We start from the raw sequence: 13,888 nt of genomic DNA on the forward strand, positions 1-13,888 counted from the left end.
AATATTTAGACAGAGTTAAAATTAACTTTCTCAGCTTAATAAAACGTCCACCCATCTTAGAAGATGCGGTAAAAATGGTTGTCTTATCACCTTTGTTAGATTTAGCAGGATTTTATCGCGAGCCTTTTTCTTTGGCTACCGAACAATCTATAGAAATTGCTTTGGAAGATAAAGAAGAAATCGTCAGAGGGCGAATTGATGTTTTAGTAATTCAACAACAGTTGTGGTTGTTGGTAATTGAATCAAAAAGGGCTAGTTTCTCTCTTCTAGAAGCGATACCCCAAGCACTAGCTTATATGTTGGCTAATCCCGATCCTACAAAACCTGTGTTTGGATTAGTGACGAATGGAGAAGATTTTCAATTTCTTAAGTTATCAAAACAAGTTACAGCAAAGTATGCTTTGTCTGATAAATTTACTTTATCTCGAAGAGAAAATGAATTGTATCGGGTTCTGAGTATAATGAAAAAATTGGGTACAATTTTGATTTGAAAATTTGGTTATCCTTTTTAGGTAAATTGGATTTTTGGTATATTCTATGCTTTTTGCCTTTTGAGGAAAAGGATTAGAAAGAAAAAGCCTGTAATTATTCAAATACATATTTTTCAGCAACTTTCCAGTAACGAGAGAAGCGCTTAAGGTCAATATATCCGTCATAATCAAAAAACGGCTCTACCTCAAAAACTTCTAATTCTACAGAAAGTTCAATTTCATCGCAAATAGCACTAAAGCGAGGGCTTGGGCTAGCTGATGTCACTACTTTATTAGCATTATGCTCTTTCGCAAAAGCCAAAACTTCTTGCGCTACATTACCACGTCGGATAATCACAGGTAACTCTAATAAGCATTCGTAGATAAAAGCAATACGTTTGAGACTGAGCTGCCATTCCTCTATTAACGCATCGTCCCATACCCAAATAGCAGGTGCATCGGGGTATTCTTGTAATGCGGGGTTGTACGGACTTAAGCAGTCTCCATGTACCCAAATAACAGGTTTATTCATAAAAGCTACTGGTAAGGTGCTGAAAAGCCTTTACAAAACTTTACTTTAACCGAAAAAGCCAAATATATCAAAAATATGTACATCAAACACTTATTCTGGTTATCTATCTTCATGGTTGCTATCGGTTTGTTATCTGGCTGTCAAGAAATTGAATTTAATGCAGCAACAGAAGCATCTCAAAAATGTCCTGGAGAAGATGAAAAATTCAGTATTAGTTTCTTTAAAACTGATAATCAGGGTAGAAAATCTGCAAGAGGGATTAATCATGTCATAATTTTTAATCCCAAATCAGAAGTATTAGATTTTAAAGTGAATGTTGGTTTAGCTCATCAACTTTATGCGAAAGATAAGCGGGGAAAATTACGCAAAGAGTATGTTCCAAAAGTATTTTATGAATTAATTACTGGTGAGAATGCTCAGTTAAACGAGCAATTACCCATCGCAGCAATTAATGCAGATTATATAGATACTGAAAATAAACCGCAGGGGCTGAATATTTCTCGTGGTTATGAGTATTCTGGTGCGTTTAAAAATAAGCGCTCTTCCTTTGGTATATCAGCAGGCAAACCACAGCAACGAAAAGCCACAATTCAGACAGGAAGAAGAAATAATGAGATTCTTAACTATAATATTGTAGGTGGAAATGGTAGATTTTATAGTAATGGTCAATTCAAAGATATTTGTGTAAATTTAGGTGAATTTGCTTGTAAAGTTGCAACTAATCGCTCAATGGTAGCAATTACTAATCAAGGTTATGTAATTTTCTTAGTTAACGATATCAAAGCTAATTCAGAGGTTGAAGTTTCTCAACTCAATCAAGAGCTTTTGCCAGATATGTTTGATAATGTTTTAGAAGGTATTGCTCGTTCTAATTGTTTAGGTAAAATTCAAGAAGGTATGTTATTTGATGGAGGTCAATCTCCAGGACTGTACTATGATAATAAAATTTACGTAGAAAATACAGGGCCGATTGGTTCGGTATTTTTGATTTATAAAAAAAGAAATGATTAGGAAAAACAAATTTGATAGATGATGTCCTGTGAAAACAAAAAATTTCTTTTGTGAACTCACCTCTACTAACTATCAGCTATTAACCATTAACCATTAACTACTATCTATAAAGCGAAACTCACAATCGCAAGCATACCTAAGCTGCGGTAGGCTAGATAATGACGCAAAAAAACGATTATGACACCTACAGAAATTGCAGGTACGCTGGCAGAATTGTTTGGTGCAGAAGCAACAGTTGCGATCGCACCTGGTTCCTGGCAAGTAGAAACTCCTGCTTTTCGCTTATTAGTACTACTTTCGGATGATGAAAGTTGGTTGCGATTATTGCTACCAATTGTACCAGCACAACAGGCTCGACCCTTTTTAGAACAATTTTTAGAAGCCAACTTTGATGAAACTCTCCAAGTACGCTATGCCTCACACCAAGGTGTAATCTGGGGGGTATTTCAGCACAACTGTAGCAGTTTAAGTGTAGAAGATTTTCGAGATGCGATCGCTCAACTTATTTCTTTACATGAAGTTGGTTTAGATGATGTATTTAATCGACTAGTTGAAAGTCGTGTACGACAAATTATCTTAGCAGCAAAAATGCAAGGTCAATCCCTAGAATTTACCATGCAAAACCTGGAACGTTTTTATGCAGAAGGTTTAATGGGAGACGAAAATCAAACTTCACAAGCACGAGAAGAAACTTTAGCTGCTTGGCGGCGTCAGTTAGAACGGCTTTGGCCAGAAATAGAACCGTAAATTGATGGGAGACTTGTAAAAAGGCTTATGTATTCTATTACTAGCAAGAAAAAAGCTTGGTTAGTTTGCTCTAACCAAGCTTAATCTCATATCACACAACTACATGAGGTACTAAATTTTTAAGTTAGTTGACAGCCTCGGCTAACTGAATAGATACTCAAAACAAATTAGGCAGCATCTTGTTCCAAATTGACTTTGACGACTTTATTCTTTTCTGCTTGAGTTTTGGGCAGTGACAAATTCAAAATACCATCTTTGTATTCTGCTTTCACATCAGTATTTTGAATTTTAGCAGGGAGAGGAATTACACGTTGAAATTTGCCGTAATGGAATTCAGTGCGAGTATAACCTTTGTCTTCAGTTTTATTTTCAGACTTGCGCTCACCGCTAACATATACGGCATTCTCTGTAACTTTCACATCTAAGTCTTTAGCTTCAATTCCTGGCAGTTCTAATTTCAGGTGAATAGCATCTTCAGTTTCTTGTAATTCTGCAGCAGGAACTTTGATTAAATCTCTTTCAAGCAATTTATTTGGTACCCTTGTATCTTCAAATAAACGATTGATTTGGCGTTGGAAAGTGTTAATTTCTTGCCAGGGGTTGTAACGAATAAGCATATTGTGTTTTTCCTAGGATCAGTTTTATTGTTTCCACCAACCAATGCAGGAGTTAAATCCTTGCTTTGATTCTTATATTATTAGTAATTGATTAGGGCGTAAATTCGGTTTTTATCACTTAGTTAATGATGATTACCGACCATTATTTATAGATAATAAAATATGTGGAAAACCCGATTTTTTGGTTCGGTAAACGCTATAGTAATCCTATTTCATTTATAAAAATCTCAGGGTACAGATTCCCGGCTTCCTTTGAGAAATAGGGGATATCATCTTGTCCCAACAATAAATTGAGGAAAACAGCTACTCTGATACTTGAAAGAAAAGGTACGCTAGGGTAACTTACTATGCTGTCAGTCCAAGATGCAGAAACAACTATTTTTAATTTGGTACAACCATTAAATCCTCAACGCAATACAGAAGTTGTAGATTTACTAGCAGCCAATAGCCGTGTTCTAGCTTCTCCTGTAACGAGCCAGCTTGACTTTCCCCATTGGGATAATTCGGCAATGGATGGCTATGCAGTTCGTTACACAGATGTGCAGCACGCCAGTCAACAACAGCCAGTTACTTTAGAAATAGTTGAGGAAATCCCTGCTGGATATCAGCCCCAATCAACTATTCAACCGGGGCAAGCAGCGCGAATTTTCACTGGTGCGGTAATGCCAGCAGGCGCGGATACAGTGGTGATGCAAGAACGAACGCAGCGAGAAAATAATCGGGTGTCGATCCTGGCTGCACCAAAACCGCAAGAATTTGTCAGACACCGTGCTTCTTACTACAAAGCTGGAGGGCAATTACTTCCTGCAGGAATAATGCTAAATGCTCCAGAAATAGCCGTCTTAGCTGCTGCTCAATGTACTCAAGTAAAAGTTTATCGCCGCCTATGCGTAGCAATTTTATCTACAGGAAATGAACTAGTAACCCCTGAACAGCCTCTACAACCCGGACAAATTGTCGATTCCAACCAATATGCCCTAGCAGCTTTGGTAAAACAGAGTGGAGCAGAACCACTGATGTTAGGAATTATCCCCGATCAGGCGATCGCTATCTCTGAGGCGATCGCCCATGCCATATCAAAGGCTGATATCATTCTTTCTTCCGGTGGTGTCTCTGTAGGAGATTACGACTATGTTCAACAAATTATTGAGTCTTTGGGGGGGAAAATTCACATTTGTGCCGTAGCCATGAAACCTGGTAAACCTCTTACTGTTGCGACATTCCAGGAAAATCAGATATCTACTCCACGATTATATTTTGGTTTACCAGGAAATCCTGTTTCGGCATTGGTGACTTTTTGGCGATTTGTACAACCAACAATCAAAAAACTTTCTGGAATTAGCGAGGGTTGGGAACCAAAGTTTGTTAAAGCACTTACTTGCCATGAGTTGCGATCGGATGGCAAGCGCGAAACTTATGTTTGGGGTAAGTTGCGTTTACAAGATGGAGTATACGAATTTCAACTTGCAGGCGGAAACCAAAATTCTGGTAATTTAATTAATCTTGCCCAAACAAATGCTTTAGGAATTTTAATAGAAGGTCAAACTTTAATTTCTCCAGGAGAACAAGTGCAAGTTTTACAAGTTGGCTGAAGCGCAGGCATTAAGTAGAAGGCAGTCCCAATGAAACAAGTTTCATCACTTCACATCTGTCTTGAAAAAGGGTTAAAAGGCAGCTAACGGAGCACACCCATAACCCATCTGTATGTATCTGTGTCTATCTGTGTGTATCTGTGGTCGATTTTTCATGCCCTGATTGTGGGCAGTCGTCCATGAGAGTCTTGCAACAGTTCCGACAGCCTGGAGGCGGCAGCCCACAAACTCTCGTTACCAGGTTGAACCTGGTAACGAGAACTCTCCTCTTCTTCTCAGTGAGCCTCAAAGGGCGATCGCTTCTGCCAGAAGAAGTAAGACTTAGAACAGAGGTGCTAATCCTAAAAAATTAGTTATAATTTATTGACATTACAGAAAAATGGTTACAATAAATACAGAAAAATCGTTCATCTCCTGAAGCAAATGATTCCAGATCGTACTCACAGGCAGAGAGTGTGATTTTGTAGACATAGCTTTCAACACCTGTGAATGTTATTTGGTAAGAGATTCAGATCAGGAGACGGAAGTAAGGAGAAATCCTGAAGGAACGCGCCTCATTTAATTCCAATCGAAGCAGCAAAAAATTTAAAGCGAGGCGAAGCAGATGAAACTTACTTATCGCGGTGTTGATTATGAACACAATCCTTTAACCGTGGAACTAACCCCAGAAGAAGTAGGTGGTAAGTACCGTGGTGCAACTTGGGAGCGTCGTTATCCTAGACATATTCCTGTACCTCAACCAGTGGCTGAGTTGAAGTATCGCGGAGTTCCTTATCATATTGGCGATCCGCTAGACGTAGAAGTGATGATGCACCGGAAACAGCATACTGCTACTAAAACTGAAGCAACCGTCACTAGACGCAAGAAATTGAGTGAGGATTTAGCGAGAACTCATTTGGTACATATCCGGCGTAATTTGGAACATCGCTTGCAAGTAGCCAGAGAACAAGGAAATCAACACCTGATTCAGCTACTAGAAGAAGAAGCAAAGCAGTTGGCTTAAAGGTTAATTGTTAATAGCTAATAGCTAATGGCTAATAGCTATTGATTACTAACTTTCACGGTTAATCCAAATGCCTCTTAATCCTGCTGCTTTTGCTCCGTGATAATCTTCTGTAAAACTGTCCCCAATGTGCCATGCTGCGGCAGGGGGACAGTTATGTTTTTCTAAGGCTATGGTAAAAATTTTTGGATCGGGTTTAGCAGCACCTGCTTGGGTAGAAATGGTTATAGAACTGAAAAAATCTCTCAATTCTAAAGCCTGCAATACTGAGTAAATGCGAGAATCAAAATTCGATACTATCCCTAGTTCAATTCCCATCTGCCGCCAGTTTGTCAATGCTGGTAAAACATCGGTGTATAAGAACCACGGTTCGGCTGTGCCAAAGTGAATGTAAATTTCGCTAAAAAAAGTAGAAAAATCGGAAAATTTATCTATAACACCTGCTTGCTCAAAGGTTTTAGAGGCTATACGAAACCACCAGTCGAATTCGTACTGGAGAATATCTTGGTCTTGTGTATTTGGAAATACAGGTGGCGGTGCGGCTTTAAAGCTAGAGATGAATGTTTTATTCAAAATTTCGGCTGAAACTTCGACGCCAAATTCCTGTGCTAATTGACTATAAACCTCACCCACACTACCCTTAACGTTGAAAAGTGTGCCAACAGCATCTAAAAATATAACTTTCGGTCGTTTCATCAACCTTTGACAACTTTGAATTTTGGATTTTAGCTACTTACATTAGGCGGTCATTAGGCGGCAGAAATCAACACATTTCCCGTGGTGACTGTTAGTGGGTAGTAGAGAGTGGATAGTGAGTCATATAAATAACTAACTACTGTACGGCCTTTCTGGTCGTTTGCCTCTACTAACTACTAACGACCTTGGTAGATTATGTTTATCTACACTCAGTTACTGAAATTTATTTTGAGAGTGTCTCTATAATAGGACGAGCTAGCCAGTTAAAACCAACTTTTAGTTTATGATCTAAAGTTGGCAGGCGATAGAGGTAGGCTAGACGACGAGCTATATAAGCAAAAGTCCCTTCTAAAGTGATGCCCAAACCACTGAAAGTAGCACTATCTATCCCCAATGTCATCATCTCACCTAAGTGCTGGTAGCGTAAAGGAAGTAAGGGGCGATTAGTTAAGCTTGCCCAAATATTCCAACCAGCATAATCGGCTTGTTGAAAAGCTGCTTGAGCAGTAGCTGGAACTTGTTGTCCTTCAGCATCCCGACAATCTGCTAAATCTCCTAAGGCAAAAATTTCTGGATGATCTAGGATTTGTAAAGTGGGTGTAGTAGTAATTTGACCACGCTTATTTTGTTTAAGAGCAAGATTACGCACTACAGGTGCCACTTGCGTTCCCACTGTCCAAATTACTAAATCTACGGGAATAGTATCTACTTGAGCTTTATATTCTAAGGAAATAGTATCTTGTCCGATTGATACTACCTTGGTTTCCAAGTCAATAAATACACCTCTCTCATCTAGGGCTTTTTTTGCTGCTTGGCGATTAAATTCAGGAGAGGTTCGCAAAATTTGATCTGTCAATTCAATTAAGCGAAAGCGTCCTTTTTGCCCCAGTCTATCTGCCAATTTACAAGCTAATTCAACACCACTATAACCAGCGCCAACAATTGCTACTCGAATTTTATCTGCATCTGATTCTTCCAAGACTCGCAGGCGTTCTTCTAAACGATATGCATCTGTAATAGTCCGGAATGTGTATGCATAAGCTGTAGCTCCGGGCACCATATCTAAGGGTGTTTCGCCACCCAGCGCCAACACCAGACGATCGTAATTGATTTCTGGGCCGTCGTGTAAGTGTACTCGGCGTTGATCTATATCAATTCCTGACACAGTAGCTTGATAAAAGCGCACACCTGTGTTCTGTAAAAGTTCTTCAAAGGGAGGGGCAATTTCCCAGGATTGTAGTTCCCCAGTTAGTAGTTCGTAGAGGAGGGGAGAAAAAAGAAAGCGATCGCTTTGATCTACCAAAACTATTTCAGGTTTTGAAGACGGTTGCCAAGGTAACTGGCTTAACCGTAGTGCAGTGTAGAGACCACCAAAGCCTCCACCCAGGATACAAATTCTAGCTCTTTGTTCGGTCATGTGTCTAATGGGCAGTCAATCCCAGTAGGGCAACTTCTATCAGTGTAATGATTTCTTTCGGTCTATAACCATCAACCAGTTATCTTGGTATTTTCCCTCATGTAGTTCATGTTTTGGCAAAAGCTTTACTTTTACGAAGCCGCATTTCTCATAGCAACGAATAGCGCGAGTATTCCTCACATCTGGATCTATGACTACTTTTATCGCTTGTAATTGCTCAAAAAGATAATTTACAATCCCCAATACCACTTTCGTGCCAATTCCTTGGTTCCAATAAGTACTTTCGCCTATAAATAGGTCAATACCATAGATAAAATCAGTATTTTCCAAACAATACTTTTGCCTATCGGTTTCAGGTAAGTCATTGAGGAAATAATACTGTATATAACCGATGGGGATATTTTGATCGTAGAACAGGCAGGGTACAACTGGATCATATCCCCTAACTATAGGTTGATATGTTTCTATAATTCTTTCTAAAGGAAAAGGATTATCTCTACCTTCATAAAATTCTAATACTTTTTCGTCAGTCAGCCATTTCGCCATTAATTGATAATCATGGATATCATCTTGCATGAGGCGAATGCTGATTCCATCTTTTTCAAAAAGCATCTCTATTATCTAATTTTTTTGGTTTGCAATTGTCAATAGCCTCTTCTAATAAATTATTATCCACATCCCACCACTCTTTTAACCGGATTAAAACTGAATATAATCTTGAGTCTCTAATTTCCTTTGCTGCTTCTATAGCTAATTTACCAACCCACTTAGATGTAAGCTCTTCTATTAATAAAGGTACGACTCTTTCATCTCGTCTTATAGATAAACCTAGTAATGCTTCTCCACGAATTTCACTTTCAGTTTCAGTTTCATTCTTCTCAGCGATAAGACGTTGAAACAAAGCATCTCTAATAGCTGGCGTATTAATTTCTATCATTGAGCCTAATCCAAAAGTTGCCCAATTTCTCACATCTGCGTCTTCATCTGCGGATAAGTCAATTAACGTATTAATTGCTAACTCATCTGTTTGAGATAGTAACCCAAAAACGACACCAAAACGGACATTAGCACTAGAATGGTCTTTTAATTTCACTAATGGTTTTATTGCTCTAGAATCCTTAAGGTGACCTAAAGCAACTCCAATCGCGCCCAGAACTTCAGTATCTTCTTCCTTCTCAAGCAGTTGGAGAAGTATATTCACAGATTCATCAGGAAAAGTTCTTTTTGGTATTCCTAGCTGTGCTAATATATCTACTCCTAACTCTCTTTCTTTAGGATTTTGACTATTACATAATCGTGATGCTGCTTCAAATACTTCATAGCTACCACGGAAATGTAGAATACTGACAATATCCCTAAAAGCATATTCATTCTCTTGTGCTAGCGCAATTTGAATTAACTCTTCAGTACTTCTTGGATCGTTACGTTGTTCTTCAATATAATTATCTGACGGTTTCATAAGCTTAAAATCCTGAATTAATCTCTAAGAGGAAGTCTGAGAAGTTTAATTTCATGCTTAACCTAGCAACTAGAAGCTGCACAACAGATGACGCCACTTGACGCCAGTAGGGCGATCGCACAGTGTGGAGTATCGCTAACGGCGGGACTTCTCTTGGCAGTGCTGGCTTACCACGGCAGTGGCTTGGCTACACAGACAAAACTACCTGTGCAGGTTTAAAACTCTTAATTTTTCTTTAGTCAGCACAGGCAGACTTTGTTTGTATAGTAGCGAATTATATTTGCCCAATACTTTTCAAAGAACTTCAAAAATAGACACAATTATTATTTATCTAGTAAATTTTGTGTATTCACTTGGTAACCATTATAAAAACAATTAAAAAGCGGTTTGTGGTTTGCACAAACCGCTTTAAATCTAACATATATTTACAAGGATATTAGTTGCCGCCAGAGGTAACAGCTTTATAATGTTGGGCGGTAACTTCACCCTTGGCGTGCCATTGACCATCTAAGCCTTTTTCAAACATCTCGCGGACGCTGTTCCAAGCGATTTGACGAGCGCCCTCTTCACTTATACCGTCACTTTGGGCAGCTTTCATAGCAGCAACAAAAATTTGTTGAGCTTCTTGGGGCAGGTTTTCTCCTCTGATTTCTTCTGGCAATTCCTGCTGGTTATTACTTGCACTTTCCTGTGTGGTTTCCTGTTGTGCTTGCGCTGCGTCGGCATTTCTAGTTTCTTCTGTCAATTCCTTGTTAAAACTCATCAGTTTACTCCGATTATTTAATCTTGAATTATTTGTTGAGTTAATCGTAAAAAGTTAAAGACTTGTTCTCATCTTTCTGCAAGCATAGATATGACTTACCCATTGGTAGGAATTTAATGATGGAATTTACTCTTCATTTTTCTTTATAGACTGGTATAAATGTATAAATTATCTCCTAGATCCCTGAGTGAATAAACTTATTTTTGATTTCTGAGTCTTTTGATTGTTCTGAAGTAGTTTCTTCTAAAGGTGGACGCAAGCACAGGTAAAGTAACGGGCCAAACAAAGGTAAGAGTGCCACTGCCCAAAAAATGCGAGTATCCTTAATACCTCTGCGTGCCATGTCATCCTCAAACAAAGATGTGATGGGGAATATCAAGCACATCAAACAAAAGTCGATACTGATCAGATGTACAAAATGCCTAGTCTGAAATTGATGAACGTAGTCTTGCCAATCTCCGGCAGTGACTGCATAAACTAGTAAGGCAATAGTGCCGACTAAAAGAAAAATTCCTGTTGAACGTTGGTCAAAAAATTGCAGCCACTTATCTTTTTGCCCGTAAAACTCCTGATTTGATTTGCGCAAGATTAAGTAGGGTAAAAGGCAAATTACTCCAGTGAAATTTGAGCCGATAAAATAAGGCCAAACACGAAAGTTTTGCATTCTGCCATCGGCAAACATCATTGCGCCGTAAATCATCGGCCAAACACCCATCAAAGAAAAGATAACTGGAATGAAGGCATTGAGTTTATCCCATTGGAGTGTTAACAATTTCCATCCTAAAGGCCAGGTGTCGGCTTGATCTAGGGGAGCTAACCAAAGGGTGTAGGCGACAAATGCCACCCAAATTACCAAGAGAATAATTTTTCTAATAGCCATAAATTTAAACAAGGTTCTGTGGAGCTAAAACACAAGGATTATTTGGATCGCCAATTTCTAATTGAATAGTTGTATGTTCAATACCAAAAATATCGTGGAGTTCTTGGACAACTTTAGCTAAAAATGCATCTCCTGGATGTCCATTTGGCATCACTAAATGGGCAGTTAAAGCTACTTCTGAAGAACTCATTCCCCATATATGTAAATCGTGAACTTCGATTACACCTGGTAGTTCACTTAAATAAGTACGAACGGCAAGAAGTTCAATGCCGATGGGGACAGCATCGAGTGCTAAGTTAAGAGATTCCCAAAGAAGTTGCCAGCTGTTAATAATAACAACTGCAACCACAATCAAACTAATCGCGGGATCGAACCACAACCAACCTGTTGTTAAAATGGCAACACCTGCCAAAACAACACCAAGAGACACCATTGCATCAGCCGCCATATGTAAAAATGCACCACGGATGTTAATGTCTCGTTTGCGACCAGAAAGAAACATTAAAGCAGTGATAGTGTTGATGATAACTCCCGCGATCGCTACTCCTATAACTACATTGCCGGGGATAGGACTAGGATTGCTGAAGCGGCGTATTGATTCCCAGGCAACTCCCCCCATTACCAACAGCAGGATAATAGCATTTAACAGAGCAGCCAAAATTGAAGAACGACGAAGCCCATAGGTATAGCGTTTGGTAGGTGGGCGCTGAGAGAGGAAACTTGCTCCCCAAGCCAGCACTAACCCCAAAACATCACTCAAATTGTGTCCGGCATCAGCCACAAGTGCCAAAGAGTTAGTCAAAAAACCGTAGGTTGCCTCTACAACGACAAATCCGGCATTTAGGATGAATCCGATCGCGAAGGCACGATTGTAATTCAACTGTTTGTGACTATGACTGTGATTGTGGCTAGCAGACATAAGTTAATCACTGCCTTCTACTTGAGAAGTGAAGCTGCCATGTAGTCCATAGGGGATGTGGTGTTTAAGGTGTAGATTGGCGATCGGCCCTTTTTCTAGATTTTTGCTATCTAGAATTACTACGTCGGTACGGTGATGAGCAGCGTTGTAGACTAGTGTAAACACCCAACCATCATCTTCATTAGTAGCACCCGGTTTAGGTACAAACACTGGTTCGCCCACAAATCCCTTGGGTGCTGCACTCCAGAATTGCTGCTCGCCAGATTCTGGATTGATTTTAATAATTGCTTGCTGGGGGGCATCTCCTTCTGGTTGATGGGCAGCGGCTAAGAATATCCAACGATGATGTTTACCAACAAGTGCGGGATGAACAAATGGAAATTCACAAGCACGTTTATCGATGAGATGCCGTTGTGATGTCTGCGTTTGAAAATTGATGCGAAAACGCCAAAGTTGGGCTGGAGGGCGGCTGTCAAAATCAATTTCCTGATAATTCAGGTTGTGATCGACACCAGGAAAGGTTTCGTAGCAAATTGAGTCTACAACGATTTCGTCATCCTGCTCAAAGGCGTTGGCATGATGGAAAACAAAACAGGGATCGGCTGGAATACATTGTGCCGGATGTGAGCGATCGCGAGGAATTACCCAAATTTTTGTCGGGTTTTGCTCCTGAAATTTGATACACTCTGCCGCACCTCGAAAGCCTAATACGTAGGGCAGAGGATTAAAAGAAACAGGGTTTTGAAAGAACAGACAATAGTTGGGCGTAATGGCAAAGTCATGGATGAAGGCAAAGCCTGGTACTTGATGGTCATGTTTTTGTACAACCTTACCCGTTAAGTCTATTTCATAAACAGTAATAGTTGTTAAAGGGCCTGGTTTGATAGCAAACGTGACTAAGCACGGTTCCCGACTTTCATCGCCTGGATCTATCATCGGATGCGCGGCAAAGGGCGAATCTTTACCCAGTACACCATCTAGAGTTTCGATGCCCAAAGTCTCTAATGTCTGCGGCTCTAGACGATAAGGGTGGGAAGCTTCCCAAAGGGCTAATAATTTTCCACCCCAATAGATGATATTGGTGTTGGCAACGTTTTTCTTTCTCAAGTCAAAGGCATTTGCCAACCACCCTCCTGGTTTCTCAGTACCGAAAACTCCCCGATACAGCATTCGCCCTGCTGCTTGTTCTGCACCATAACCTTCTGTACGAACAAAGCGATTGCGAAAATGAGCACGTCCATTTGAGAAGGAAATAGCACACACCATGCCATCTCCATCAAAAGGATGGTGAACAGGGCGACCGAAGATATCTAGTAGCCCAGGGCCGTTACGAAATAGAGTACCGTTGAGATCTGTAGGAATTTCTCCCTCCACATCTTCAATCCAGTAGTCAAATTCCTGTGTCAGCGAACGGTTGGCTCCCCGCCAGTCTTCCATTGTGTAGGGCTTGGACACAGAGGAGGTAAAATTTTGTTGGGATCTAGTTGTTTGCATGAGCCGCATCAATGAAAATCAATACTAGGCTGGAGAAGTAGTGCGATCGCCCCTACAATCACAAAGGATATTGTTATCCAAAGCAACATCATATTCAGCTTCATTATGTGCTCCTGATTGATGAAATTTCTCAAAACAGAATGTTAAAAGTAAAACTAATTAGATGCTATGAAGAGAAAACAGAAATCATCGTCTTTCTTGGGAAAGGTTTGATTAGTTAGATTCAAGCCACAAAATATAAAAAATTACCATACTTTTGGGAGAAGCTTAAATAGCTGATGAGATAAC

At 39.8% G+C, this 13,888-nt stretch carries 17 protein-coding genes; 7 read left to right on the forward strand and 10 right to left on the reverse strand.

The window, feature by feature from the left end; translation table 11 throughout:
* The coding region (locus UYC_RS0111725; protein ID WP_016879522.1) for a type I restriction endonuclease at nucleotides 1-491 on the forward strand (491 nt) is incomplete at its 5' end.
* Nucleotides 492-585: 94 nt separating this feature from the next.
* Here the strand turns inward: UYC_RS0111725 and UYC_RS0111730 are convergent.
* Complete coding sequence (locus tag UYC_RS0111730) at nucleotides 586-1,002, reverse strand: hypothetical protein (RefSeq protein ID WP_016878758.1); 417 nt, start codon at nucleotides 1,000-1,002, stop codon at nucleotides 586-588.
* 75 nt (nucleotides 1,003-1,077) lie between these two features.
* Here UYC_RS0111730 and UYC_RS0111735 point away from each other — a divergent pair, with 75 nt between their 5' ends.
* Nucleotides 1,078-2,013: a phosphodiester glycosidase family protein gene (locus tag UYC_RS0111735; RefSeq protein WP_026087738.1), complete on the forward strand. Its 936-nt coding sequence runs from the start codon at nucleotides 1,078-1,080 to the stop codon at nucleotides 2,011-2,013.
* Between the two features lie 177 nt (nucleotides 2,014-2,190).
* Nucleotides 2,191-2,760, forward strand: coding sequence for a hypothetical protein (locus UYC_RS0111740; RefSeq protein WP_016878756.1), 570 nt, complete (start codon nucleotides 2,191-2,193; stop codon nucleotides 2,758-2,760).
* A gap of 167 nt (nucleotides 2,761-2,927) precedes the next feature.
* Here UYC_RS0111740 and UYC_RS0111745 read toward each other — a convergent pair whose 3' ends face one another.
* The gene (locus UYC_RS0111745) at nucleotides 2,928-3,377 is read right to left on the reverse strand and encodes an Hsp20/alpha crystallin family protein (protein WP_016878755.1); all 450 of its coding nucleotides are present in this window, start codon (nucleotides 3,375-3,377) and stop codon (nucleotides 2,928-2,930) included.
* A 347-nt stretch (nucleotides 3,378-3,724) separates the two neighbouring features.
* On the opposite strand from UYC_RS0111745, the gene UYC_RS0111750 reads away from it, so the two are divergent.
* The 3 genes from UYC_RS0111750 (at nucleotide 3,725) to UYC_RS0111755 (ending at nucleotide 5,972) form a co-directional block, all read left to right on the forward strand.
* Complete coding sequence (locus UYC_RS0111750) at nucleotides 3,725-4,969, forward strand: molybdopterin molybdotransferase MoeA (protein ID WP_016878754.1); 1,245 nt, start codon at nucleotides 3,725-3,727, stop codon at nucleotides 4,967-4,969.
* 179 nt (nucleotides 4,970-5,148) lie between these two features.
* Complete coding sequence (locus UYC_RS37745) at nucleotides 5,149-5,322, forward strand: hypothetical protein (protein ID WP_157171236.1); 174 nt, start codon at nucleotides 5,149-5,151, stop codon at nucleotides 5,320-5,322.
* Nucleotides 5,323-5,573: 251 nt separating this feature from the next.
* Nucleotides 5,574-5,972, forward strand: a complete 399-nt coding sequence (locus tag UYC_RS0111755; protein ID WP_016878753.1) for a DUF4278 domain-containing protein — start codon at nucleotides 5,574-5,576, stop codon at nucleotides 5,970-5,972.
* A gap of 48 nt (nucleotides 5,973-6,020) precedes the next feature.
* Here UYC_RS0111755 and UYC_RS0111760 read toward each other — a convergent pair whose 3' ends face one another.
* The 4 genes from UYC_RS0111760 to UYC_RS0111775 all read right to left on the reverse strand — a co-directional run bounded on the left by UYC_RS0111760 (nucleotide 6,021) and on the right by UYC_RS0111775 (nucleotide 9,544).
* The gene (locus tag UYC_RS0111760; protein ID WP_016878752.1) at nucleotides 6,021-6,668 is read right to left on the reverse strand and encodes an HAD-IA family hydrolase; all 648 of its coding nucleotides are present in this window, start codon (nucleotides 6,666-6,668) and stop codon (nucleotides 6,021-6,023) included.
* A 223-nt stretch (nucleotides 6,669-6,891) separates the two neighbouring features.
* Nucleotides 6,892-8,085 carry an NAD(P)/FAD-dependent oxidoreductase gene (locus UYC_RS0111765; protein ID WP_016878751.1) on the reverse strand — a complete coding sequence of 398 codons (1,194 nt, stop codon included), beginning with the start codon at nucleotides 8,083-8,085 and terminating at the stop codon, nucleotides 6,892-6,894.
* 39 nt (nucleotides 8,086-8,124) lie between these two features.
* The gene (locus UYC_RS0111770) at nucleotides 8,125-8,697 is read right to left on the reverse strand and encodes a GNAT family N-acetyltransferase (protein WP_016878749.1); all 573 of its coding nucleotides are present in this window, start codon (nucleotides 8,695-8,697) and stop codon (nucleotides 8,125-8,127) included.
* The gene (locus tag UYC_RS0111775; protein WP_016878747.1) at nucleotides 8,687-9,544 is read right to left on the reverse strand and encodes a HEAT repeat domain-containing protein; all 858 of its coding nucleotides are present in this window, start codon (nucleotides 9,542-9,544) and stop codon (nucleotides 8,687-8,689) included. Before UYC_RS0111775 ends, UYC_RS0111770 begins: the two co-directional genes overlap by 11 nt.
* An 87-nt stretch (nucleotides 9,545-9,631) precedes the next feature.
* Here UYC_RS0111775 and UYC_RS39905 point away from each other — a divergent pair, with 87 nt between their 5' ends.
* Complete coding sequence (locus tag UYC_RS39905; protein ID WP_268744034.1) at nucleotides 9,632-9,763, forward strand: hypothetical protein; 132 nt, start codon at nucleotides 9,632-9,634, stop codon at nucleotides 9,761-9,763.
* Nucleotides 9,764-9,980: 217 nt separating this feature from the next.
* Here the strand turns inward: UYC_RS39905 and UYC_RS0111780 are convergent, their stop codons facing one another.
* From UYC_RS0111780 to UYC_RS0111795, 4 genes are all read right to left on the reverse strand, one after another.
* Nucleotides 9,981-10,307: a ChaB family protein gene (locus UYC_RS0111780; RefSeq protein WP_016878746.1), complete on the reverse strand. Its 327-nt coding sequence runs from the start codon at nucleotides 10,305-10,307 to the stop codon at nucleotides 9,981-9,983.
* A 175-nt stretch (nucleotides 10,308-10,482) separates the two neighbouring features.
* The gene (locus UYC_RS0111785; protein WP_016878745.1) at nucleotides 10,483-11,187 is read right to left on the reverse strand and encodes a hypothetical protein; all 705 of its coding nucleotides are present in this window, start codon (nucleotides 11,185-11,187) and stop codon (nucleotides 10,483-10,485) included.
* 4 nt (nucleotides 11,188-11,191) lie between these two features.
* Nucleotides 11,192-12,106, reverse strand: a complete 915-nt coding sequence (locus UYC_RS0111790; RefSeq protein ID WP_016878744.1) for a cation diffusion facilitator family transporter — start codon at nucleotides 12,104-12,106, stop codon at nucleotides 11,192-11,194.
* 3 nt (nucleotides 12,107-12,109) lie between these two features.
* Nucleotides 12,110-13,600 (reverse strand): carotenoid oxygenase family protein, encoded by a 1,491-nt coding sequence (locus UYC_RS0111795; protein WP_026087737.1) that lies wholly within the window; start codon nucleotides 13,598-13,600, stop codon nucleotides 12,110-12,112.
* Nucleotides 13,601-13,888: the final 288 nt, after the last annotated feature.

Origin of the sequence: Chlorogloeopsis fritschii PCC 6912, from assembly GCF_000317285.1 — a bacterium.
Taxonomy (GTDB): Bacteria; Cyanobacteriota; Cyanobacteriia; order Cyanobacteriales; family Nostocaceae; genus Chlorogloeopsis; species Chlorogloeopsis fritschii.

Bases quoted from the DNA above. Each gene is read 5' to 3' on its own strand.
- UYC_RS0111755 (WP_016878753.1), top strand. From the start codon at position 5,574: ATGAAACTTACTTATCGCGGTGTTGATTATGAACACAATCCTTTAACC.
- UYC_RS0111780 (WP_016878746.1), bottom strand. From the start codon at position 10,307: ATGAGTTTTAACAAGGAATTGACAGAAGAAACTAGAAATGCCGACGCA.
- UYC_RS0111735 (WP_026087738.1), top strand. From the start codon at position 1,078: ATGTACATCAAACACTTATTCTGGTTATCTATCTTCATGGTTGCTATC.
- UYC_RS0111730 (WP_016878758.1), bottom strand. From the start codon at position 1,002: ATGAATAAACCTGTTATTTGGGTACATGGAGACTGCTTAAGTCCGTAC.
- UYC_RS37745 (WP_157171236.1), top strand. From the start codon at position 5,149: ATGAGAGTCTTGCAACAGTTCCGACAGCCTGGAGGCGGCAGCCCACAA.
- UYC_RS0111775 (WP_016878747.1), bottom strand. From the start codon at position 9,544: ATGAAACCGTCAGATAATTATATTGAAGAACAACGTAACGATCCAAGA.
- UYC_RS0111790 (WP_016878744.1), bottom strand. From the start codon at position 12,106: ATGTCTGCTAGCCACAATCACAGTCATAGTCACAAACAGTTGAATTAC.
- UYC_RS0111785 (WP_016878745.1), bottom strand. From the start codon at position 11,187: ATGGCTATTAGAAAAATTATTCTCTTGGTAATTTGGGTGGCATTTGTC.
- UYC_RS0111765 (WP_016878751.1), bottom strand. From the start codon at position 8,085: ATGACCGAACAAAGAGCTAGAATTTGTATCCTGGGTGGAGGCTTTGGT.
- UYC_RS39905 (WP_268744034.1), top strand. From the start codon at position 9,632: ATGACGCCACTTGACGCCAGTAGGGCGATCGCACAGTGTGGAGTATCG.
- UYC_RS0111760 (WP_016878752.1), bottom strand. From the start codon at position 6,668: ATGAAACGACCGAAAGTTATATTTTTAGATGCTGTTGGCACACTTTTC.
- UYC_RS0111750 (WP_016878754.1), top strand. From the start codon at position 3,725: ATGCTGTCAGTCCAAGATGCAGAAACAACTATTTTTAATTTGGTACAA.
- UYC_RS0111745 (WP_016878755.1), bottom strand. From the start codon at position 3,377: ATGCTTATTCGTTACAACCCCTGGCAAGAAATTAACACTTTCCAACGC.
- UYC_RS0111795 (WP_026087737.1), bottom strand. From the start codon at position 13,600: ATGCAAACAACTAGATCCCAACAAAATTTTACCTCCTCTGTGTCCAAG.
- UYC_RS0111770 (WP_016878749.1), bottom strand. From the start codon at position 8,697: ATGCTTTTTGAAAAAGATGGAATCAGCATTCGCCTCATGCAAGATGAT.
- UYC_RS0111740 (WP_016878756.1), top strand. From the start codon at position 2,191: ATGACACCTACAGAAATTGCAGGTACGCTGGCAGAATTGTTTGGTGCA.